Origin of the sequence: Leucobacter sp. PH1c (assembly GCF_000633415.1) — a bacterium.
In the GTDB taxonomy this organism is placed as follows: domain Bacteria; phylum Actinomycetota; class Actinomycetes; order Actinomycetales; family Microbacteriaceae; genus Leucobacter.
The window spans coordinates 16,339-37,589 of the sequence record NZ_AYMV01000007.1; the positions used below are offsets into that span (position 1 = coordinate 16,339).

Below are 21,251 nucleotides of genomic sequence, written 5' to 3' on the forward strand. Positions count from 1 at the left end.
CGGATCGACGCGTGCGCGGGCTGCTCGCACACGCAGTGCGCAGGTGATCGCGGGATAATGCTGCTATGACGAGTGACGCTGCCGCGCCCCGCGCGGCCTCCGCTTCCCCTGCCGCTGCCGAGTACCGGGAGCGGTTGATCCCCGGGCCGGGCATGTTCCTCGCGCTCCTGCTCGTGGTTCCCGCGGTCGCCCTCATCGCGACGCCGATCAATATCAATGCCGCCATCCCGTCCGGGATCATCGTGTACCTGATCGCCGCGGTGACGCTCATCTTGCTCTCGCCCACGATCCGCGTCGCGGGCGGGGAGCTCGTCGCCGGCCACGCCTCGATCCCCGTGTCCCAGCTCGGGGAGATCGAGCTCCTCGGCGCCGGTCGGCTGCGCGCCGCGATCGGCCCCGGGCTCGACGCGCGGAGCTACCTGCTCGTGCGCGGCTGGGTGAACCGCGGGATCCGGATCGAGAACATCGACCCGAGCGATCCCGCGCCCGTGTGGATCATCACGACACGGCACCCGCAGAAGCTCGCCGAGACGATCCGCGCGGCCCAGGCCGCCTGAGCCGTGCCGGCGATCTGAGCCGGATCTCGGCCCGAAACGCATCGAGCCCCTGCGCCGCCCTGATGGGCGAGCGCAGGGGCTCGATGCGTGTGCGGGCGACGTGGGCCGCGGGCGGGACTAGCCCGCGCACTCCGCGCAGACGGGACCGAGATCGCTCATGTGGTCCATCTGCGAGCGGTGCCGCACGAGGAAGCAGCTGACGCAGGTGAACTCATCATCCTGCTGCGGGAGCACGACGACATCGAGCTCCACGTCGGAGAGGTCCGAGCCGCCCAGATCGAAGCTGGGGTTGTCCGCGTCCTCGGAGTCGAGGCCGGATGCCCCCTTCGCCGGGCCGCGTTCCTTCAGCGCCTCGATGGAGTCGGCTTCTTCTTCGGACTTCCGGGGGGCGTCGTAATCGGTGGCCATTCTCTCCTGCAATCTTGTGCCGCGCTTCGGCACCTCAACCTTCGAGCGGCCACAGTCTGCCGTACGATTCCCCATTCGCGCAAACTCTGCGCCTTGGAGTTCTCTGTGCGCGTACAGCCGGGAACGAACTTTCCCACGCGCCGCGGGAATGTCGCCCGCTGCGCGCGAGGTGTGCCACCCTGGTTCGCGAGCGAGGAAGGGATGCGCCGAATGGACGAACTGCGCTTTGTGCGACGCGAGGATCAGGTACTGATCGTCGCGAACGATGCCGACCAGGAGTTCCGGCTCGTCGTAGACGATGCCGTGCTCAGCGAGCTGCGGAACCTCAGCCGCCGCGAACGCGACGCCTCGAAGGTGCGACCGCGTGAGATCCAGTCGCTGATCCGGGCCGGCAAGACCCGGGCCCAGGTGATGGAGATCACGGGCCTCGACGAGGCCGATATCGAGCGCTACGAGGAGCCCGTGCTGGCCGAGCGCCGGTACATCCTTGAGCGCGCGCACGCCGTGCCCGTGCGCGCCGAAGCGCACAGCGACACGGATCAGCGCTTCGGCGCCGTGATCGCCGAGCGGCTCGTGTCGCTCGGCGCCGAGGCGAGCGAGTGGGCGTCCTGGCGCGACGAGGAGACGGGCTGGATGGTGAGCCTCGAGTTTATCTCCCGCGATGTCGCGCACCGCGCCGTCTGGGGCTTCGACCACCGGAAGGGCGCGCTCTCCCCCGTCACGACCGACGCCGTGAACCTCTCGAAGCAGGGCGACGTCGGCGACCGGCTCATCCCGAAGCTCCGGGCCGTCGGCGCGGGCGAGGAGGCCGCACGCTTCGATTCGGGCGCCTTCGACGCTGAGGAGCTGCCGCAGGCCGACGGCGCGGCCCCCGACGCTCCGGCGAATGCCCCGGCCGAGACGCCCGCGACCGCGCAGGACGCCTCCCCCGCCGACGTCGCCGGCTCGGACGCCGACTACGCGCGCCGCCGGGAGATCGACCAGCGCGCGATCAAGACGCACGAGACCGAGCCGATCGATCTCAGCCAGACCGCGGACCTGCTCGACGCGCTGCGCCGCCGCCGCGGGGAACGCGACGAGGCGAACCGCGCGGCCGCGCAGGCCGATGTGGACTCGCTCGAGGCGGCGCTCGAGACGCCGAGTGCGCCGCTCACCGACGGCGCGCTGCCCGGGGAGCCGGCAGACGCCGCGCCCGTGCGCCCCGCAGAGACCCCGGCGCCCGCAGCTCCGCGGAGCATCTGGGGCGCGAGCGGGGTGAGCGGCTCGGCGCCGCCTCTGCGTCCGGCCGGCGGCTCGCAGGACGCGCCCGAGGCCCCGGAAGCGCCCGCAGCGCCGCAGTTGCGGCCCGCGCCCGCGCAGCCGGAGGAGCAGGACACCGCCCCCGTGCCGCGCCCCGGCCGCCCGGCGGTGCCGAGCACGGGCCGTCCCTCGCTTCCGAGCATCGGTCTGCCGTCCCAGTCTGCCCCCGCCGAGGCGAGTGAGCCGTCCGGCGGCGAAGCGGAGAAGCCCGGCCGCAAGGGGCGCGCCTCGATCCCGAGCTGGGACGACATCCTGTTCGGCACCCGGAGCGACGAGGACCCGAGCTAGCGCGGGGAGGAGCCGAGCGAGCTCGGGAAGGACCCCCGCGCGCTCAGCGCGCGGCCGCGACGCGTCCGACGAGCGCGGCGAAGCCGGTGCCCGCAAGGGCGCCCGCGAGTGCGAGCGGTACCCCGCGCTCCTCCTCGGTGAAGGAGCCGTGCTGGCCAACGAGCGCGCGAGCGCTCGGCTCATCCGTGCTCGTGTAGTAGGCGACCCGCTTGCGCGCGGCGATCAGCACATCGCCGAGGCGCGGTGCGACCTCATCGGCGACGTGCCCGAACATGCCGGAGTCGATGGCCTCCTGGCGGGTGAACACCCAGGCGCGATGCCCCTCCGCGGCCTCCCAGCGATCGCGCAGCTCAGCCGCACGAGCGGGATCCGCCGCGCCTGCCGCACCGCCCGGATCGTCGCTCAGGTAGAGCGAGCGGAAGCGTGGCTCGCCGCCGATCTCCGCAACGCCCGCGAGAAGCTCGGGCGCGGAGTCGAGGAGCACCTGCTGCGCCGCGGGGACGTCCACCATGCCGTGATCGGCCGTGAGCACCACGCCCACGTCGCCCGGGAGTGCGCGGAGGAAGTCCGCGAGCGCCGCATCGAGCTGCTCGAGCCGCTGCACCCAGGCGGCGCTCTCCCAGCCGTGCTCGTGGGCGGCGCGATCGAGCTCGTCGACGTAGAGGTACATGACCGTCGGCTCGCCGCCGCGGAGCGCGCGGGACGCGAGCGCGAAGCGGTCGTCGATGCGCTGGCCGGCGAGGTACTCGGCCCCGCTCAGGATCGCGCCGGTGAGGCCGCCGTCGGCGTGCGCGGGGCGGCCGATGACGACGGCCCGGGCGCCGAGCTCCCCCGCGGTCTCGAAGAGCGGACGCGCGCGTTGCCAGCTCCGCGGTTCGGCGATGCCCTCCCAGTCGCGCAGCGTGGTGAGCAGTCCGAGCTGGGGGTGCCGGATCCGGTACCCGATAAGCCCGTGCTCGCCGGGGAGGCGGCCCGTCGTGATGGCCGTCAGTGCGGCACCCGTGGTCGAGGGGGCGACGGTCTCGATCCTCCGCTGCTGGAGGCCAGAGATCGTGGGGGCGTGCCCCGCGCGGGCGCGGAGGTTCGCGTGCCCGAGCCCGTCGACCACGATAACCACGAAGGCACGGAGTGCCGGGATCAGCTCGGCGTCGATCTCCGCCGCGCCGGGGTGCCCGGAGGCCTCCGCGAGCACCGCGCGGGGATCGTGGCCGAGCCCGCGGGCGACCGCGGCCAATCCGCTTGGCAGAATCGCGGCAAGCCTCGCGCCGTTGTCGGCCGCTGTCGGTAGCATGATCTCCATTATGACCGAATCGTCCGGAGCCCCCCACGAGATCGCCGGCGAACGCATCGAGGACATCGACATCTCGCAGGAGATGGAAGGTTCGTTCCTCGAGTACGCCTATTCCGTGATCTACTCACGCGCGCTACCCGATGCGCGCGACGGCCTGAAGCCCGTGCAGCGCCGCATCCTGTTCATGATGACCGACATGGGCCTCCGGCCCGAGAAGGGCCACGTGAAGTCGGCCCGCGTCGTCGGCGAGGTCATGGGCAAGCTGCACCCGCACGGCGACTCGTCGATCTACGACGCGCTCGTGCGCATGGCTCAGGGCTTCGCGATGCGCCTCCCGCTCGTCGACGGCCACGGCAACTTCGGCTCGCTCGACGACGGTCCGGCCGCCTCTCGATACACGGAGGCGCGCCTGGCCGGCGCTGCGCTCGCGATGACGGACTCGCTCGACGAGGACGTCGTCGACTTCGTGCCCAACTACGACAACCAGATCATGCAGCCCGATGTGCTGCCCTCGGCGGTGCCGAACCTCCTGGTGAACGGCGCGAGCGGCATCGCGGTCGGCATGGCGACGAACCTCGCCCCGCACAACCTGATCGAGGTCGTCGACGGTGCGAAGCACCTGCTCCACCACCCCGAGGCGACGGTCGACGAGCTCATGGAGTTCATCCCCGGCCCCGATCTCCCGGGCGGCGGCACGATCGTCGGGCTCGACGGCGTGAAGGACGCGTACCGCACCGGGCGCGGCGCCTTCCGCACCCGGGCGAAGGTGGCAGTCGAGCAGCTGGGACCCCGGCGCACCGGGCTCATCGTCACCGAGTTGCCCTACCTCGTCGGGCCGGAGCGCGTGATCGAGAAGATCAAGCAGGGCGTCGAGGCGAAGAAGCTCTCTGGGATCTCGGATGTCGCCGACCTCACCGATCGCAAGAACGGGCTGCGGCTCGTGATCACGCTGAAGACGGGCTTCGCCCCGGAGGCGGTGCTCGAGCAGCTCTACCGCTACACCCCGCTCGAGGACTCGTTCAGCATCAACTCCGTCGCGCTCGTGAACGGCCAGCCGCAGACGCTCGGCCTGCGGGAGATGCTGCGGGTCTTCCTCGACCACCGGCTCTCCGTGATCACGCGGCGCACCGAGTACCGCCTCGGCAAGCGCCGCGACCGGCTGCACCTCGTCGAGGGTCTGCTCATCGCCATCGTCGACATCGACGAGGTGATCCAGCTCATCCGCACGAGCGACGACGCCGAGACCGCGCGCACCCGGCTTATGCAGGTCTTCGACCTGTCCGAGCTGCAGGCCGAGTACATCCTCGAACTGCGCCTCCGTCGCCTCACGAAGTTCTCGCGCGTCGAGCTCGAGGCGGAGCGCGACGAACTGAGCGCCGAGATCGCGCAGCTGCTCGAGATTCTCGGCAGCGATGAGCGGCTCCGCGGCGTCGTCGCCGACGAGCTCGATCAGGCCGCGGCGGCCTGGGGCACGCCGCGCCGCACCCTGCTCACGGGCGCGGTGATCCGCCCCACGCGGGCGGCGGCGGCCTCCGCCTCGCTCGAGGTGGCCGACTCCCCCTGCACGCTCCTCGTCTCCGTCACGGGGCGCGCGCTGCGCATCGATCGCGACCCGGAGGCGCCCGCCGCCCCGCGCGGCGCGTCGCGCGCGACGAAGCACGGGGCGATCCTCGCGAGCGTCGACGGCACCGTGCGCGGCGAGTTCGGTGCCGTGCTGAGCGACGGCTCGCTGCACCGCTTCACCCCGGTCGACCTCCCGCTCGTTCCCACGGCCAGCATCGCGTTCTCCGCCGGTGTGAAGCTGCTCGACTACCTCGGGGTCACGGACAAGAAGCTCCGGATCGTCGGCGTGGTTCCCCTCGATACGGAGACCCCCATCGGGCTCTTCACGAGCCAGGGCACCGTCAAGCGCGTCGTGCTCACCGAGCTCCCCGCGAAGCCGAGCTTCGAGGTGATCGGGCTGAAGAGCGGCGATCAGCTCGTCGGCGCGTTCCCTGCCCCGGACGGGGAGGAATTCGCCGCGGTCACGAGCGATGCGCAGCTGCTCCGCTTCGACGCGGCGTCGGTGCGCCCGCAGGGCCGCCCGGCCGGCGGCATGGCCGGTATCCGCTTGGGCGGGGACGCGCGCGTCGTCTTCGCCGGCTGCGTGCCGGCGGACGCGGAGGCGCGCGTCGTGACGATCGCGGACAGCTCGATCACGCTGCCGGGAACCGACGTTGCCACGGCCAAGATCACCGACTGGGCGGAGATCCCCGCGAAGGGCCGGGCAACCGGTGGCGTGCGGATTCAGCGCTTCCTCAAGTGGGAAGACCAGATCGCGTGCGCCTGGGTCGGCGTGGGCGAGCCGCGAGCGCTTGCCGCCGACGGCACGGCGCGGAAGCTGCCGAGCGAGCTCGGGAAGCGCGACGGATCGGGATCCCCGATCGACGGCGCCGCCGCCTTCGTCGGCCTCGCCTCCTAGCACGGCTCCGGACGGGGCCCGCCTCCGCTCCCCGCGCGGGTTCGATGGTGATCCGGGAGTCGCTCTCGATACCGGATCACCGTCCAGGCGATGCTCTCTGCGGCGGGCTTTGCAGCGAGGTCGCGCGTGGGCGCGGGACCCTGGGCGGCTAGAGCCCGATGAGCACGACGCCGAGCACCACGGTGCAGGCGGCGAGCACGCGGAGCGCGGGCCGCGACTCGCGGAAGCGCCAGGCCCCGTAGAGACCCACGAGCACGACGCTCACTTCGCGCATGGGCGCGACGAGTGCGACGGGCGCGATCGTCACGGCCGTGAGCACGAGGACGTAGGAGAGCGGCGAGAGCAGGCCGAAGGCGAGGAGCCGGCGCCAACTCCCCCGCCACTCGGCGCCGAGCCGCGCGAGCGCTGCGGCCGGGCCGCCGCGCCGCAGGAGCGCGAGCGTGAAGAACGGCACCTCCGCGAGGGCGCACCCCACCATGAACGCGACGGGGGCGACTCCGAGCTCCGTCACGGTGAATGCGTCCCACACGGTGTACGCGGCGATCGCGACGCCGGTGAGGAGTCCGTACGCGAGTGCGGGATCGAGCCGACCGCGGTGACGGGGCGCCGCTCCGGCCACACCCCGTGCCGCGCGGCCGCTCCCTCGGCTGATGAGCCCGAACGAGACCACGCCGGCGATGATGAGCGCGACGCCGCCGAGCGCGAGCCAGCCGGGCCGCTCACCGAGGAACAGCACGGCGACGAGCACCGTGAGAATCGGCCCCGTGCCGCGTGCCGTGGCGTACACGGTGGAGAGCTCACCGCTCGCGTAGCCGCGCTGGAGGACCACCATGTAGGCGACGTGGAGCACGCCCGAGACGAGGATGCCGAGCAGCGCGCTGCTAAGGCTCGCCGTGCCGAAGCCGCCCGTGAACGGGATCGCGATGGCCCAGAGCACGGCGGAGACGAGCGATCCCCACCAGAGGAACGGCATGCCGGAGCCGCTCGAGCGGTGCGCCAGGATGTTCCAGGCCGCATGGCAGACGGCGGCGGTGAGAACGAGAACGAGTGCGGTGAGCGACATGGGAACCTCTCCTCCGCCGCGGGCGCGACGAAGCGGTTCCTCCAGGCTTTTGTCCGTTCAGATGACGCGCCGCCGGGCGGCAGCGCGTGGTGCCGCTCGGACCACGACGGACTCTCGTCCCGGAACCCTAGGCACTGTCGGGATTCAGCCTAGCAGGGCCCCGGCCGCGCCGCCCCGCGAGGCGGGGCAGCGCGGCCGCGGGACTCCGGATCAGGCGTCGATGCGCTCGCGGTCGAGGTCGTCTGCGTTCTCGATGATGAACTCCTTGCGCGGGGCGACATCGTTGCCCATGAGCAACTCGAACACCTGGGACGCGGCGTGCGCGTCCTCCACGCGAACACGGCGCAGCGTGCGGTGCTCGCGATCCATGGTGGTCTCCGCAAGCTGATCGGCGTCCATCTCGCCGAGACCCTTGTAGCGCTGGATCGGCTCCTGGTACTTCTTGTTCCGCTTGCGCAGGTCGGCGAGCAGCGCGTTCAGCTCCCGCTCGCTGTAGGTGTAGATGACGTCGTTCGGCTTGCGTCCCGCGTTCTGCACGATCACCCGGTGGAGCGGCGGCACCGCGGCGTAGACGCGGCCGGCCTCGAGCATGGGGCGCATGTAGCGGAAGAAGAGCGTGAGCAGCAGGGTGCGGATGTGCGCGCCGTCCACATCGGCGTCGCTCATGAGGATCACCTTGCCGTAGCGCGCCGACTCGATGTCGAAGTCGCGCCCCGAACCCGCGCCGATCACCTTGATGATGGCCCCGCACTCCGCGTTGCTCAGCATCTCGGCGACGGACGCCTTCTGCACGTTGAGGATCTTGCCGCGGATCGGCAGGAGCGCCTGGAACTCGCTGTCCCGCGCCGGGCGCGCGGTGCCGAGCGCGCTGTCGCCCTCGACGATGAACAGCTCGGTCTCGGCGACGTTCTTCGAGCGGCAGTCGATCAGCTTGGCCGGGAGCGAGGAGCTCTCGAGAGAGCTCTTCCGGCGCGCCGTATCGCGCTGCGCACGGAGCGCGATCCGGGCCTTCATCTCGGAGACCATCTTCTCGAGCAGGGCGCCGGTCTGCACCTTGTCGGGCTTTTTGGTCGACTCGTAGCGGGCGGTGAGGCCCGAGACGATCGCGCGGGAGACGATCTGGCGCACGGCGGCGGTGCCGAGCACCTCCTTCGTCTGCCCCTCGAACTGCGGCTCGGGTACGCGCACGGTCACGACCGCGGTGAGGCCCGTGAGGATGTCGTCCTTGTCGGGCTTGTCGCTGCCCGCCTTCAGCTTGCGGGCGTTCTGCTCGATCTGCTTCCGGAAGAACTTCGTGAGGCCCTGTTCGAAGCCCGAGAGGTGCGTGCCGCCCTTCGGCGTCGCGATGATGTTGACGAAGCTCTGGATCTCGGTGTCGTAGCCCGTGCCCCAGCGCAGCGCGATGTCGACCTCGCACTCGCGCTGCACCTCGCGGGAGACGAGGTGACCGGTCTCCTCATCCATCACGGGGACGGTCTCGGTGAAGGTGCCAGAGTCGGTCACGCGCCAGGTGTCCGTGAGCGCAGCGTCGACCGCGAGGTAGTCGACGAACTCGGAGATGCCGCCCTCGTACGCGAAGCGGTGCACGGGAGCGGTGCCATCCTCGCCAAGAGACTCCGGTCGCTCGTCGGTGATCTCGAGGCCGAGCCCGGGGACGAGGAACGCCGTCTGCCGCGCGCGGGCCACGAGGGACTCGGGCTCGAACTTGGCCGACGCGAGGAAGATCTGCGGATCCGCCCAGTAGCGCACGCGGGTGCCCGTGACCCCCTTCTTCACCTTGCCGACCACGCGGAGCTCGGAGGAGTCCTCGAAGGGCGTGAACGGGCTTTCCGGCCCCGCTCCCGCGAACGTGCCCGGCTCGCCGTGCCGGAAGGACATGGCCCAGGTCTTGCCGTCGCGATCCACCTCGACGTCGAGGCGCGAGGAGAGCGCGTTCACGACGGAGGCACCCACACCGTGGAGGCCGCCCGAGGAGGCGTACCCGCCGCCGCCGAACTTGCCGCCGGCGTGCAGCTTCGTGAAGACGAGCTCGACGCCCGAGAGGCCGCTCTTGGGCTCGATGTCGACCGGCACGCCGCGCCCGTTGTCGGTGACGGTCACGCTGCCGTCGGCGTGCAGGCGGATCCCGATCTCGGAACCGTGTCCGGCGAGCGCCTCGTCGACGGAGTTGTCGATGATCTCCCAGAGGCAGTGCATGAGCCCGCGCGAGTCGGTCGTGCCGATGTACATGCCGGGTCGCTTGCGCACCGCCTCGAGCCCCTCGAGGACGGTGAGATGGCGTGCGGAGTAGTTCGACTCCGACGCCTGGGTTGCTCGCTCAGTGGCCACGTGCCAGGACCCCTTCCGTGTGTGGACTCCCCTACCCTAGGGCAGACCCCCGACACGGGCCCGCAGCGCCCTCGGCGAGTGCGGAAGCGGGCCGCGCCGATACGCGGTCAGCGAACCTGAGCGGCCCGGAGCGGGGAATCCGAGCGGGACGTGTTTTGATAGACGTGAACGAAACCCACGATGGACGGGAGGTCGCCATGACGACAATCGAGCAGGATCGTACCGACACGATCGATGCCGCGGATCGCCCGCTCACCGCACTCGACCGCTGCGACAGCTGCGGCGCACAGGCCTATGTGCGCGTCATGCTGAGCGGGAGCGAGCTGCTGTTCTGCGCGCACCACGCACACAAGCACGAGGCCAAGCTCCGCCCGATGGCGGAGATCTGGCACGACGAGAGCCACAAGCTGAACGCCTAGCGTTCGCCCGCGCTCGCACCGCACGCGGTGCCCGCACGATGGCAGGAACGACAACGGGCCCGGGAGCAATGCTCCCGGGCCCGTTGTCGGTGCGGCGGACGGCCTACTCGAGGTAGTCGCGCAGCTGCTGCGACCGCGAGGGATGACGCAGCTTCGCCATCGTCTTCGACTCGATCTGGCGGATGCGCTCGCGCGTCACGCCGAAGGTGTCACCGATCTGGTCGAGGGTCTTCGGCATGCCGTCGCCCAGGCCGAAGCGCATGCGGATCACGCCAGCCTCGCGCTCGGAGAGCGAGTCGAGGAGCTGCTCGAGCTGCTGCTGCAGCATCGTGAAGCCCACAGCGTCGGCGGGGACCACAGCCTCGGTGTCCTCGATGAGATCGCCGAACTCGCTGTCGCCGTCCTCGCCGAGGGGCGTGTGCAGCGAGATCGGCTCACGGCCGTACTTCTGCACCTCGATGACCTTCTCCGGGGTCATGTCGAGCTCGCGGCTCAGCTCCTCGGGAGTGGGCTCGCGCCCGAGATCCTGGAGCATCTGACGCTGCACGCGGGCGAGCTTGTTGATGACCTCGACCATGTGCACCGGGATGCGGATCGTGCGCGCCTGGTCCGCCATGGCGCGGGTGATCGCCTGGCGGATCCACCAGGTGGCGTAGGTCGAGAACTTGAAGCCCTTGGTGTAGTCGAACTTCTCGACGGCGCGGATGAGACCGAGGTTGCCCTCCTGGATGAGATCCAGGAACTGCATGCCGCGGCCCGTGTAGCGCTTCGCGAGCGAGACCACGAGGCGGAGGTTCGCGCCGAGCAGGTGGCTCTTCGCGCGCTGGCCATCGCGGGCGACCCACTTGAGCTCGCGCTCGAGCTTCTTGGGCAGCCCCTTCTCCGTGGCGAGCTTCTCCTCGGCGAACAGGCCGGCCTCGATACGCATCGCGAGCTCGACCTCCTCGGCAGCGTTGAGGAGCGCGACCTTGCCGATCTGCTTCAGGTAGTCCTTGACCGGGTCGGCGGTCGCGCCGGGGATCGCGGTGGTGACGGTCGGAACGTCCTCCTCCTCACCGGCCTTCAGCACGATCGCACCGCGGGGCAGCGGGACGGTCGGGGCGGGAGCGGGCTTCTCCTCCTCGGCGGCCTCGGCGGCCTCCTCGTCGATCTCGGTCTCGTCGATCTCGGGCTCTTCGACCTGCTTCGCCGCCCGCTTGGTCGCGGGCTTCTTCGCTGCCGCCTTCTTCGCGGCGGGCTTCTTCGCCGCGGGGGCGTCGTCGCTCGTCTCGCCGGCCGCAGCAGCAGCCGCGGCCTTGTTCGCGGCGCGGGTGGCCGCAGCCTTCTTGGCGGCCTCCGAACGGGCGGAAGCCGTCTTCGTCGCCGCTGCGGTCTTCTTCGCAGGCGTCGTTGCCGCGGAGTCCGTCGCAGTCTCGGCGGCCTCGGCGTCGGATCCGGCCGCAGCCGCCTTCGTCGTGGTCGCTCGGGTCTTGGGGGTGGATGCAGTTGCCACGCAGCCGCCTCTCTCTATCGAATGCCGCGCTGTGGTGTCGAACGCTTCCGACAAGTGCTCACAGCATGAAAACCCATGTCAAGCCCGGGTGAATTCCTCGCAGAGGAAACCGACTCGGATTGAATGGGTTGGTCGCTTCCATTTTAGCACGTCGGACCTCTGCTCCCGGACACTCAGGGGCCTCCGCGCGCCGCGCGATCGCCGGTGCCGCGCCTCCTCCGTGCCGCTCTTCCTCCGTGCCGCTCCTATTCCGTGCCGGGCCCGCCCGTGCCGGGATCCCCCGCTCCGGGATCTCTCGCATCATCTCCCGCGCCGGGGCGCTGCTGCTCGGCGAGGAAGCGTTCGAGCTCGCTCGCGATCTGATCGGCCGTGGGAATGGTGCCGTCCTCGGACATGAGCGGTGAGCGTGAGGTCTGATCCTCCATGTACGCGTCGTAGCGGCGCTCGAGCGTACGCACCATCTCGAGCGACTCCTCGTTGTCGGCCAGCTGTGAGTCGAGCTGCGCCTCGAAACGGCGAGCCGACTCACGCACCTCGTCGGTCGCGAGGATCAGCCCCGTCGCCGCCATGATCCCGTCGAGCGCCACGCGGAGCGCCTCGGGGTACTCCGTGTTCGCAAGATAGTGCGGGATCAGCAGGGCGAAGCCCGCCACTTCCTCCCCCAGGCTGTGGAGTCGATACTCGAGCACGTGCGCGGCCGACGCGGAGATCTTCGTCTTCGGGCGCCACACGGAGCGGGCCTCGATGAGATCGTCGCGTGAGCCGCTCACCGTCATCGACAGCGGGCGCGTGTGCGGCACCGGCATGGGGATCGCGTGCGACCAGACGGTGATCGACACTTCGAACTCGTGCACGAGCAGCAAGACCGTGTCGATGAACTGGTCCCAGCGGAAGTCGGGCTCGAAGCCGCTGAGGAGCAGGAACGGGGCGCCGAACTCGTCGTGCGCGAGGCTGAGGCTGAGCTCCTCGGGCGCGTAGTCGACGAAGTGATCCTCGTCGAAGGTGATGATGGGCCGGCGCGCGCGGTAGTCGAGCAGGAGATCGGCGTTGAAGCGCACGATCTCCTCGGGCTGGTACCGGCTCCAGAGGTACTCCTCGAGCTGCGAGACCGCTCCGCCGGCATCGCTCAGCCCCTGCATCGCGATGATCAGCGGGAGCCCGCGCGGAACGCTCGCACGGCGCTCGGCGTACACGGCGGAGAAGATTGATTCGGTCACCCCTCCATCCTACGAATCCGGCGGCGGATGTGGCAGGAATCCGTCACGCCCGCAGCGAACCCCGTATTCCCCGGCACGGCGGCCGGGAGCGTTCGCCCGGGCGCCGCCCGCGGGCCGCGGCGCGCCCCGCGGCAACCCGGCCGACGCACGTGTCGCGGGTGTAGGGTGGGCAAGGACTGCCCGAGCAACCGCGGGCACCGCCTCTATTGCGCACACACCGAGGGAGATCCCACTTGGCCGATCAGCAGTTTGACATCGTCGTCCTGGGCGGCGGAAGCGCCGGATACGCCACCGCGATCCGCGCGACGCAGCTCGGGCTCACCGCAGCCGTCATCGAGAAGGACAAGCTCGGCGGCACCTGCCTGCACCGCGGCTGCGTTCCGACGAAGGCCCTCCTCCACGCGGCCGAGGTCGCGGACGTCGCACGCGACGGCGAGACCTACGGCATCCTCTCGAGCGTCGCGGGCATCGACATCGCGAAGGTGAACAGCTACCGCGAGAACCTCGTCGCGGGCAAGCACAAGGGCCTCCAGGGCCTCCTCAAGGCGAACAAGATCACGGTCATCGAGGGCGAGGGCAAGCTCGTCTCGGCGAACACGGTGCAGGTCGGCGCCGACCGCATCACGGGCACGCACGTCGTGCTCGCCACGGGCTCCTACTCCCGCTCGCTCCCCGGCCTCGAGATCGGCGGTCGTGTGATCACGAGCGAGCACGCCCTCGAGCTGCAGGAGGTGCCCGCCAAGGTCATCATCCTCGGCGGCGGCGTGATCGGCGTCGAGTTCGCGAGCGTGTGGCGCTCCTTCGGCGCGGACGTGACGATCGTGGAGGGCCTCCCCCACCTCGTTCCGAACGAGGAGGAGTCGGTCTCGAAGCAGCTCGAGCGCGCGTTCCGCAAGCGCGGCATCGACTTCAAGCTGGGCGTCCGGTTCCAGTCGGTCACGCAGGATGCGTCGAGCGTCACCGTGAACCTCGAGGACGGCACCGTCCTCACCGCTGACTACCTGCTCGTCGCTGTCGGCCGCGGCCCGGCCACGCAGGGGCTCGGCTACGAAGAGGTCGGGATCCAGATGGACCGCGGCTTCGTACTGACGAACGAGCGCCTCGCGACGAACGTGCCTGGCGTGTACGCCGTCGGCGACATCGTGCCGGGCCTCCAGCTCGCGCACCGCGGCTACCAGCAGGGCATCTTCGTCGCCGAGGAGATCGCGGGCCTCGCTCCCGTGATCGTCGAGGACGTGAACATCCCGAAGGTCACCTACTGCGACCCGGAGATCGCGTCCGTCGGCCTCACCGAGGCGAAGGCCAAGGAGAAGTACGGCGCGGAGAACGTCACGAGCTACGAGTACAACCTCGCGGGCAACGCGAAGAGCTCGATCCTCGGCACCGCGGGCTCGGTGAAGGCCGTGCGCGTGGTCGACGGCCCCGTCGTCGGAGTCCACATGATCGGCGCCCGCGTGGGCGAGCTTGTCGGCGAGGCGCAGCTCATCGTGAACTGGGAGGCGCACCCGGAGGACGTCGCACCGCTCGTGCACGGCCACCCCACGCAGAACGAGACCATCGGCGAAGCGATGCTGAAGCTCGCCGGCAAGCCGCTGCACGCCATCTGAGCGCGGCGAACGACAGACTGATACGAAACGGAGAAATGCACGATGAGTGAATCGGTGGTCCTCCCCGCACTGGGCGAGAGCGTGACCGAGGGCACGGTGACCCGCTGGCTCAAGAACGTCGGCGATACCGTCGAGATCGACGAGCCCCTGCTCGAGGTCTCCACGGACAAGGTCGATACCGAGATCCCCTCCCCCGTCGCGGGCGTGCTCCAGGAGATCCTGGTGCAGGAGGACGAGACCGCCGAGGTGGGCGCGGTGCTCGCCGTCGTCGGCGACGGAGCTGCCGCTCCGGCCGCTCCCGCTGCCCCCGCAGCTGCCGCACCCGAGGCGCCCGCCGCTGCCGCTCCGGCTGCTCCGGCCGCGGCACCCGCTGCTCCGGCCGCTGAGGCTCCGGCTGCTGCCCCCGCCCCCGCGGGTGGCGGCGAAGAGGTCGTGCTCCCCTCCCTCGGTGAGAGCATCACCGAGGGCACGGTGACCCGCTGGCTCAAGAACGTCGGCGACGCCGTCGAGGTGGACGAGCCCCTGCTCGAGGTGTCGACCGACAAGGTGGACACCGAGGTGCCCTCGCCCATCGCGGGCGTGCTCCAGGAGATCCTGGTGCAGGAGGACGAGACCGTCGAGGTGGGCGCCGCGCTCGCGCGCATCGGCTCCGGCGCGGCTCCGGCCGCTCCCGCTGCTCCGGCTCCGGCGCCTGCAGCAGCTCCGGCCGCTCCGGCTCCGGCTCCGGCTCCGGCCGCCGCTCCGGCTCCGGCTCCGGCTCCGGCTCCGGCCGCCGCTCCCGCGCCCGCAGCGGCTCCCGCCGCGCCGGCCCCCGCCGCTGCTCCGGCCCCCGCCGCGCCCGCTGCCCCGGCAGCACCCGCTGCGTCGTCGAACTACGTCACTCCGATCGTGCGCAAGCTCGCGAACGAGCGCGGTGTCGATCTCGCGACTGTGACTGGCACCGGTGTCGGCGGTCGGATCCGCAAGGAGGACGTGCTCGCCGCAGCCGCCCCCGCAGCGGCAGTGACGTCGAGCGCTCCCGCAGCCGCCGCGCCCGCTGTCGAGGTCTCGGAGCTTCGTGGCACGACGCAGAAGATGAGCCGCCTCCGCAAGGTGATCGCCGAGCGCGCGGTCGCGTCGCTCCAGGCGACGGCTCAGCTCACCACCGTGGTCGAGGTCGATGTCACCAAGGTCGCGCAGCTCCGCCAGGCGAAGAAGGACGAGTTCTTCGCGAAGACCGGCTCGAAGCTCTCCTTCCTGCCGTTCTTTGCCCTCGCGGCCGCCGAGGCGCTCCGGACCTACCCGATCATCAACGCGACGGTGGAGGGCGACTCGATCGTCTACCCCGACACGGAGAACATCAGCATCGCGGTGGACACCGAGCGCGGCCTCCTCACCCCCGTGCTCCGCGCGGCGGGCGAGAAGAACATCGCCGAGATCTCGGGCGAGATCGCTGACCTCGCGCAGCGCACGCGTGATAACAAGCTGACGCCCGACGAGCTCAGCGGTGGCACCTTCACGCTGACGAACACCGGCTCGCGCGGCGCGCTCTTCGACACGCCGCTCGTCTTCCTGCCCCAGGTCGCAATCCTGGGCACCGGTGCGGTTGTGAAGAAGCCCGTCGTGGTCTCCGGCCCCGAGGGCGACGCCATCGCGGTGCGCTCGACGGTCTACCTCGCGCTGTCCTACGATCACCGTATCGTCGATGGCGCCGATGCCGCCCGCTTCCTCACGCAGGTGCGCCTGCGCCTGGAAGCCGGCGACTTCGCGGCGAACCTCGGGATCTAACTCCCCGAATCGCCGAAGCGCACGGTCCGAGGCCGCGTTCCCCGATCACGGGGGACGCGGCCTCGCTGCGTGTGCGGCAGCTCGGCGAACGGCGCCCGCTTCGGCGAGCGGGCCGCGCCGGCCCGTGGTGCGCGCCGCTTCGTTGCGCACGCGGAGGCGTGGCGTGATCCGGGATCGCACCGCGGCGTGCACGGCGTCTCGCGCCGCTGCCGGGTGCCAGTCGGCGCCCCAGTCGGCGAGTTCCGCGAGCGCCTCATCAAGCGCCTCCGCGATGAGCCCTTGCCCGGCGAGTGACGCGGCCAGTCGCGGAAGCGCGGCGCCGAGCAGTTCGCACCCCGCATCGTGGCGGTGCCGCGCCCCGCGCGCGGACCGAGGGACGGAGTCGGTTCCGGGGTCGGTGCCGGGGTCGCTGCCGGTGCCGGTTCTGGCATCCGAGCCGGGAGCGGGGCTCCTCGTCTGCGCGGCGAGCTGGATGTCGACGCAGCGCCCCGTCGCGCGGAGCGCGATGCCTCGCGCGCAGAGCGCCTCGAGAGCGGCCGCGGCCGCGGCGCCGGCGCCGGGTGCGCGCGCCCCGTGCTTCCGCTGAGTGAACTGAGCCATGGTGCCAGGATTGCGCAGGCCCCGAGGCAGGTGCCCGGCCCGGCCGGTCCGGTGGATGGACCCCGGATGAACGCGAGTGCACGGCGCCTGTGAGCGGCGCGCGAGGGACGCTTCGCCGCTCCCATTCCCGCGCGCGTTCGGGGAAGCGCCCGGGAACCGATATCCTAGAAGGTATGGCAGCAGAGAAGGCGAAGCGCGACGGTCGCATCAAGCAGATGATCGAGATCTACCGGACCACGAAGGTCCATGATCGGAATCTTCCGTGGGTGCTGCTCGCCGTGTTCATCGCGCCCATCCTCGTCTCCGTGCTCCTCGCCTGGCTCCTGCCCGGCGGGTGGTTCGGCTGGGTGATCTGGCCGATCTCGGGCATTCTCGTGGGCCTGCTCCTCGTCATGATCGTGCTCGGCCGCCGCGCCGAGAAGATGGCGTACCAGCAGATCGAGGGCCGCCCCGGCGCGGTCGGCGCGGTCGTGCAGGGTGCGCTGCGCCGCTCGTGGCGCGGCTCCGAGGTGCCGATCGCCATCAACCGCAACCAGGACGCGGTCTACCGCGTGGTGGGGCGCGGTGGCGTCGTGCTCATCTCCGAGGGTTCGCGCGCGCGTACGGAGCGCATGGCAGCGGACGAGGAGCGCAAGGTGAAGCGCGCGCTCCGCAACGTCGAGGTCGTGCACCTCTACGTCGGCCCGGACGGCGACGGCATCCCGCTCGCGAAGCTCTCGAAGACGCTCGTCAAGCTCAAGCCGAAGCTCTCGCGCAACGAGGTCGCTGCGGTCTACAACCGTCTGAGCTCGCTGCAGGCTGCGCCGGTCGGCATCCCGAAGGGGATGGATCCGAACCGCATCCGCTCGCAGCGCCCCCGCTAAGCCCGATGGCCCCCTCGACTCCCCAGCGCTTCGGCGATCTTGAGCCCAGCGCGTGGCCGGGTGAGCGCCTCGGCCTGCCCGAGAGCGGCCCGCGATCGGTGGGCCGTCTCGGTCGACGCGTCCTCGCGATCCTGATCGACTGGGGCCTCGCGGCCCTCCCCGCCTACTTCCTCGTGGGCGGCCCAAACGCGAGCTGGTGGCACTTTGGCTGCTTCGCGCTCATGCAGATCATCTTCATTCCGACGATCGGTGGCTCGATCGGGCACCGACTCCTCGGCATGCGGGTCGTGCCGATCGCGGGCGGGTGGGTCGGTGTGTGGCGCCCGATCGTGCGCACGGCGCTCATCTGCCTCGTGATCCCGGTGCTCGTCTGGGATTCGGACCAGCGCGGCTTCCACGACAAGATCGCGGGAACCGTTCTCGTCCGCGGCTGAGCCCGAGGCGCCCCCGTTCCCTCCGAGTTTCGTGTGCGTGTAACACTCGCGAAACATGAGAATCACGGTTCCGAAACGCTGCGCACATAAGCTGGTCTCAAGCGAACGGTGCCTGAGGGCACACCGGCAATGAGGAGCAGCATGTTCACCACCCCCCAGGAAGTCATCGACTTCATCAAGGAAACCGACGTCAAGTTTGTCGACATCCGCTTCACGGATCTTCCGGGGGTGCAGCAGCACTTCAACATTCCCGCGGCCACCGTCGATGATGATTTCTTCGAGGTCGGGCAGATGTTCGACGGTTCCTCGATCCGCGGCTTCGCGGGCATCGCCGAGTCGGACCTGCAGCTCATCCCCGACGTCACCACGGCCTACGTCGATCAGTTCCGCCTCGAGCGCACGCTGATCGTGGTCTGCGACATCTTCAACCCGCGCACGGGTGAGATCTACTCGAAGGATCCCCGCCAGGTCGCGAAGAAGGCCGAGCAGTACCTGGTCTCGACGGGCATCGCCGACACCGCGTTCTTCGCGCCGGAGGCCGAGTTCTACATCCTCGACTCGGTCCGCTACGCGAACACCCCGCAGCGCACGTTCTACGAGATCGACTCGGAGGAGGCGCACTGGAACTCCGGCCGCAAGGTCGAGGGCGGTAACCTCGGCAACACGACGCCGGCCAAGGGCGGCTACTTCCCCGTCTCCCCCGTTGACAAGCAGGCCGATCTGCGCGACGACATCTCGCTCCGCCTCGTCGAGGCCGGCCTCCACCTCGAGCGCTCGCACCACGAGGTCGGCGCGCCCGGCCAGGCCGAGATCAACTACCGCTTCGACACGATGGTGAACGCTGCCGACGACGTGCTGAAGTTCAAGTACATCGTGAAGAACACGGCCGAGCTCTGGGGCAAGACCGCCACCTTCATGCCGAAGCCGGTCTTCGGTGACAACGGTTCGGGCATGCACACGCACATGTCGCTCTGGAAGGGTGGCGATCCCCTGTTCTACGACGAGAACGGCTACGCCGGCCTCTCGGACACGGCCCGCTGGTTCATCGGCGGGATCCTGCACCACGCTCCCGCGCTGCTCGCGTTCACGAACCCGACGATCAACAGCTACCGCCGTCTCGTGAAGGGCTACGAGGCGCCGGTGAACCTGGCGTACTCCGCGGGCAACCGCTCCGCCGCGGTTCGCATCCCGCTCACGGGCTCGAACCCCAAGGCGAAGCGCATCGAGTTCCGCGCTCCCGACGCCTCGGGCAACCCGTACCTCGCGTTCGCCGCGCAGCTCATGGCCGGCCTTGACGGCATCCGCAACCGGATCGAGCCGATGGAGCCCATCGACAAGGACCTCTACGAGCTCCCCCCGGAGGAGGCGAAGAACATCCCGCAGGTCCCCGGATCGCTCGAGGAGGCGCTCGCGGCACTCGAGGCGGATCACGACTTCCTGCTCGAGGGCGGCGTGTTCACCGAGGAGCTGATCCAGACCTGGATCGAGCTGAAGAACGAACTGGAGATCGCCCCCATGGCGCTCCGGCCGCACCCCTTCGAGTTCGAGCTCTACTACGGCGTGTAAGCACTCCTCGCCCGCACCGAGAAGCCCCCGGAGCGCCTGCGCAGCAGGCGGCCCCGGGGGCTTTCCCGTGTGTCGGGCGGGATCTCGTCTACGCGGCGATCTGCCAGGCGCCCACGAAGATGAGCGCGAACACCACGAGGCCGGTCGCGCCCAGGAAGCCGAGCCCGCCCAACACGATCCCCGTGATCGCGAGACCGCCGGCCTGGCGGCGCCGCAGTGCGACACTGCCGCAGATGATCGCGGCGAGGCCCGCAGCGGCGGCGAAGATGGGCGTGGTGAAGCCGCCGAGGATCGGGAAGAGCACGCCGAGCAGCACGAGGCTCAGGATGCCGAGTGTCAGTGCGGAGGTGGCGAGCCTGCGCTCTGCGGGGAGGGCGGTGGTGGCGGCGTTCATTCGGATCCTTCGAGCGGGGCGTCGTGCGCCTGCGGAGAAACTTGGACTATCGCTAATATAAGCCATAGTCCAATTACTTCGTGAAATGAGGCCCCGTGTCCGTCGAATCCCCCAGCCGCACGCTTGCAGATGCGCCCCGCGCCGACGAGGGCTACTACGGCCCCGAGAGCCTGTCGTGGCGCATCTTCTCGGACCCCTCCTCGATGCTCGGGGCGAAGAACGCCCTCTTCCTCCAGATGCTCGAGCCCGCCATGATGACCCACTTCGAGCGCGTCTCTCTCACCTCCGACGGCCCCGAGGAGATGGCGCTGCGCTTCGATCGCACCTCGGCCTATCTCCGTGACGCGATCTTCGCGGACCGCGCCCATGCCGACGCCGCGGCCGCCCACGTCGATCGCCTCCACGAGCGCGCCTCGTGGACGAATCCGGAGACGGGCGAGGTGGTGAGCGCGAAGCAGCCCGAGTGGCAGCGTTGGACCTGGTGGACGTACATCTGGTCCGCGCTTCGCGGCTATCAGGAGTTCGGCCCCGGGCTTAGCACGGACGAGGCGGATCGCGCGGTCCGCGAGTCTCGCCTGGGTGCGGAGAAGCTGTTCGTTCCCGGGCCCTACTTCGAGACCTTCGCGGACCTCGACCAGTACATCCGGGACGAACTCAACACGAAGTCGCTCACGCTCTTTGCGGCGCTCGCCGGGCACACCCTCCGGCACCCGGACGTCTCGGGGCCCATCGCGAAGTGGGCGACGCGGCGCGTGATTAACGGCATCCTCTCGCTGCTGCCGGAGAGCGCGCTCTACTTCTACGCGGTCGAGGATCGCAGCGCTCGGGAGCTCGCCCGCGGCGCCCGCTTCACGCGCTTCGTGGCGCGACTCGCGCGGAAGAACCAGACGGCGGAGCAGCTCATGGCCCAGGCGGTCGGCGAGTCGATCGCCCAGCCGTACCAGCGGGTGCGCCCGGCGCGTTCCTGATGGGTGCCCAGACACCACTCGAGCCGGTCCGCGTGGGACGCGGGCCGGCTCGAGTGGTGGCGCGGGGTGAATCCCCGTGGCAACGACGCTGTTGCGGCGCTGAGTAGCGCGAGTGCGCTAGGACTCGAGCTCGTCTTCGAGCTCGGAGCCGTCCTCTGCGAGGAGGGCCTCCAGGAGTGATTGTAGGTACTGCATAACGATCAGGTTACGCTTCGATAACGTCTTTGGG

The 21,251-nt window shown here is 70.3% G+C and carries 18 protein-coding genes; 10 read left to right on the top strand and 8 right to left on the bottom strand.

The window, feature by feature from the left end; translation table 11 throughout:
* Nucleotides 1-65: 65 nt before the first annotated feature.
* Nucleotides 66-557: a DUF3093 domain-containing protein gene (locus U874_RS0101840; protein ID WP_025132846.1), complete on the top strand. Its 492-nt coding sequence runs from the start codon at nt 66-68 to the stop codon at nt 555-557.
* A gap of 117 nt (nt 558-674) precedes the next feature.
* Here U874_RS0101840 and U874_RS0101845 read toward each other — a convergent pair whose 3' ends face one another.
* On the bottom strand, nt 675-965 hold the full coding sequence (locus U874_RS0101845; protein WP_025132847.1) for a DUF4193 domain-containing protein: 291 nt from the start codon (nt 963-965) through the stop codon (nt 675-677).
* Between the two features lie 210 nt (nt 966-1,175).
* Between U874_RS0101845 and sepH the strand changes: the two genes are divergently transcribed.
* Nucleotides 1,176-2,552 carry a septation protein SepH gene (gene sepH / locus U874_RS0101850; protein ID WP_025132848.1) on the top strand — a complete coding sequence of 459 codons (1,377 nt, stop codon included), beginning with the start codon at nt 1,176-1,178 and terminating at the stop codon, nt 2,550-2,552.
* Nucleotides 2,553-2,595: 43 nt separating this feature from the next.
* Here sepH and U874_RS0101855 read toward each other — a convergent pair whose 3' ends face one another.
* On the bottom strand, nt 2,596-3,843 hold the full coding sequence (locus U874_RS0101855; protein ID WP_051582765.1) for an alkaline phosphatase family protein: 1,248 nt from the start codon (nt 3,841-3,843) through the stop codon (nt 2,596-2,598).
* A 10-nt stretch (nt 3,844-3,853) separates the two neighbouring features.
* On the opposite strand from U874_RS0101855, the gene U874_RS0101860 reads away from it, so the two are divergent.
* Nucleotides 3,854-6,304, top strand: a complete 2,451-nt coding sequence (locus U874_RS0101860) for a DNA topoisomerase (ATP-hydrolyzing) subunit A (RefSeq protein ID WP_025132850.1) — start codon at nt 3,854-3,856, stop codon at nt 6,302-6,304.
* Nucleotides 6,305-6,452: 148 nt separating this feature from the next.
* Here U874_RS0101860 and U874_RS0101865 read toward each other — a convergent pair whose 3' ends face one another.
* Both U874_RS0101865 and U874_RS0101870 read right to left on the bottom strand, forming a co-directional pair.
* Nucleotides 6,453-7,367 carry an EamA family transporter gene (locus U874_RS0101865; protein ID WP_025132851.1) on the bottom strand — a complete coding sequence of 305 codons (915 nt, stop codon included), beginning with the start codon at nt 7,365-7,367 and terminating at the stop codon, nt 6,453-6,455.
* A gap of 210 nt (nt 7,368-7,577) precedes the next feature.
* On the bottom strand, nt 7,578-9,695 hold the full coding sequence (locus tag U874_RS0101870) for a type IIA DNA topoisomerase subunit B (protein ID WP_025132852.1): 2,118 nt from the start codon (nt 9,693-9,695) through the stop codon (nt 7,578-7,580).
* Between the two features lie 197 nt (nt 9,696-9,892).
* On the opposite strand from U874_RS0101870, the gene U874_RS0101875 reads away from it, so the two are divergent.
* Nucleotides 9,893-10,114 carry a hypothetical protein gene (locus U874_RS0101875; RefSeq protein ID WP_025132853.1) on the top strand — a complete coding sequence of 74 codons (222 nt, stop codon included), beginning with the start codon at nt 9,893-9,895 and terminating at the stop codon, nt 10,112-10,114.
* Between the two features lie 103 nt (nt 10,115-10,217).
* Here U874_RS0101875 and U874_RS0101880 read toward each other — a convergent pair whose 3' ends face one another.
* Both U874_RS0101880 and U874_RS0101885 read right to left on the bottom strand, forming a co-directional pair.
* The gene (locus U874_RS0101880; protein ID WP_025132854.1) at nt 10,218-11,606 is read right to left on the bottom strand and encodes an RNA polymerase sigma factor; all 1,389 of its coding nucleotides are present in this window, start codon (nt 11,604-11,606) and stop codon (nt 10,218-10,220) included.
* A 245-nt stretch (nt 11,607-11,851) separates the two neighbouring features.
* Nucleotides 11,852-12,823 carry a proteasome assembly chaperone family protein gene (locus U874_RS0101885; RefSeq protein WP_025132855.1) on the bottom strand — a complete coding sequence of 324 codons (972 nt, stop codon included), beginning with the start codon at nt 12,821-12,823 and terminating at the stop codon, nt 11,852-11,854.
* 233 nt (nt 12,824-13,056) lie between these two features.
* On the opposite strand from U874_RS0101885, the gene lpdA reads away from it, so the two are divergent.
* Both lpdA and sucB read left to right on the top strand, forming a co-directional pair.
* The gene (lpdA, locus tag U874_RS0101890; protein WP_025132856.1) at nt 13,057-14,430 is read left to right on the top strand and encodes a dihydrolipoyl dehydrogenase; all 1,374 of its coding nucleotides are present in this window, start codon (nt 13,057-13,059) and stop codon (nt 14,428-14,430) included.
* Nucleotides 14,431-14,472: 42 nt separating this feature from the next.
* A complete protein-coding gene (sucB, locus tag U874_RS0101895) occupies nt 14,473-16,197 on the top strand; it encodes a 2-oxoglutarate dehydrogenase, E2 component, dihydrolipoamide succinyltransferase (RefSeq protein ID WP_025132857.1) in 1,725 nt (574 codons plus the stop codon).
* Nucleotides 16,198-16,242: 45 nt separating this feature from the next.
* Here sucB and U874_RS15465 read toward each other — a convergent pair whose 3' ends face one another.
* Nucleotides 16,243-16,797: a hypothetical protein gene (locus U874_RS15465; protein ID WP_025132858.1), complete on the bottom strand. Its 555-nt coding sequence runs from the start codon at nt 16,795-16,797 to the stop codon at nt 16,243-16,245.
* Nucleotides 16,798-16,970: 173 nt separating this feature from the next.
* Here U874_RS15465 and U874_RS0101905 point away from each other — a divergent pair, with 173 nt between their 5' ends.
* From U874_RS0101905 to glnA, 3 genes are all read left to right on the top strand, one after another.
* A complete protein-coding gene (locus U874_RS0101905; protein ID WP_025132859.1) occupies nt 16,971-17,660 on the top strand; it encodes a DUF4191 domain-containing protein in 690 nt (229 codons plus the stop codon).
* Between the two features lie 5 nt (nt 17,661-17,665).
* Nucleotides 17,666-18,094 (top strand): RDD family protein, encoded by a 429-nt coding sequence (locus U874_RS0101910; protein WP_025132860.1) that lies wholly within the window; start codon nt 17,666-17,668, stop codon nt 18,092-18,094.
* A gap of 141 nt (nt 18,095-18,235) precedes the next feature.
* Nucleotides 18,236-19,660 (top strand): type I glutamate--ammonia ligase, encoded by a 1,425-nt coding sequence (glnA, locus tag U874_RS0101915; RefSeq protein WP_025132861.1) that lies wholly within the window; start codon nt 18,236-18,238, stop codon nt 19,658-19,660.
* An 88-nt stretch (nt 19,661-19,748) separates the two neighbouring features.
* Here glnA and U874_RS0101920 read toward each other — a convergent pair whose 3' ends face one another.
* On the bottom strand, nt 19,749-20,054 hold the full coding sequence (locus U874_RS0101920) for a hypothetical protein (RefSeq protein WP_025132862.1): 306 nt from the start codon (nt 20,052-20,054) through the stop codon (nt 19,749-19,751).
* 95 nt (nt 20,055-20,149) lie between these two features.
* Here U874_RS0101920 and U874_RS0101925 point away from each other — a divergent pair, with 95 nt between their 5' ends.
* Nucleotides 20,150-21,022: an oxygenase MpaB family protein gene (locus U874_RS0101925; RefSeq protein ID WP_025132863.1), complete on the top strand. Its 873-nt coding sequence runs from the start codon at nt 20,150-20,152 to the stop codon at nt 21,020-21,022.
* Nucleotides 21,023-21,251: the final 229 nt, after the last annotated feature.

Coding starts and splice junctions, on each gene's coding strand:
- U874_RS0101840 (WP_025132846.1), top strand. CDS start 66: ATGACGAGTGACGCTGCCGCGCCCCGCGCGGCCTCCGCTTCCCCTGCC.
- U874_RS0101845 (WP_025132847.1), bottom strand. CDS start 965: ATGGCCACCGATTACGACGCCCCCCGGAAGTCCGAAGAAGAAGCCGAC.
- sepH (WP_025132848.1), top strand. CDS start 1,176: ATGGACGAACTGCGCTTTGTGCGACGCGAGGATCAGGTACTGATCGTC.
- U874_RS0101855 (WP_051582765.1), bottom strand. CDS start 3,843: ATGCTACCGACAGCGGCCGACAACGGCGCGAGGCTTGCCGCGATTCTG.
- U874_RS0101860 (WP_025132850.1), top strand. CDS start 3,854: ATGACCGAATCGTCCGGAGCCCCCCACGAGATCGCCGGCGAACGCATC.
- U874_RS0101865 (WP_025132851.1), bottom strand. CDS start 7,367: ATGTCGCTCACCGCACTCGTTCTCGTTCTCACCGCCGCCGTCTGCCAT.
- U874_RS0101875 (WP_025132853.1), top strand. CDS start 9,893: ATGACGACAATCGAGCAGGATCGTACCGACACGATCGATGCCGCGGAT.
- sucB (WP_025132857.1), top strand. CDS start 14,473: ATGAGTGAATCGGTGGTCCTCCCCGCACTGGGCGAGAGCGTGACCGAG.
- U874_RS15465 (WP_025132858.1), bottom strand. CDS start 16,797: ATGGCTCAGTTCACTCAGCGGAAGCACGGGGCGCGCGCACCCGGCGCC.
- U874_RS0101905 (WP_025132859.1), top strand. CDS start 16,971: ATGGCAGCAGAGAAGGCGAAGCGCGACGGTCGCATCAAGCAGATGATC.
- U874_RS0101910 (WP_025132860.1), top strand. CDS start 17,666: ATGGCCCCCTCGACTCCCCAGCGCTTCGGCGATCTTGAGCCCAGCGCG.
- glnA (WP_025132861.1), top strand. CDS start 18,236: ATGTTCACCACCCCCCAGGAAGTCATCGACTTCATCAAGGAAACCGAC.
- U874_RS0101920 (WP_025132862.1), bottom strand. CDS start 20,054: ATGAACGCCGCCACCACCGCCCTCCCCGCAGAGCGCAGGCTCGCCACC.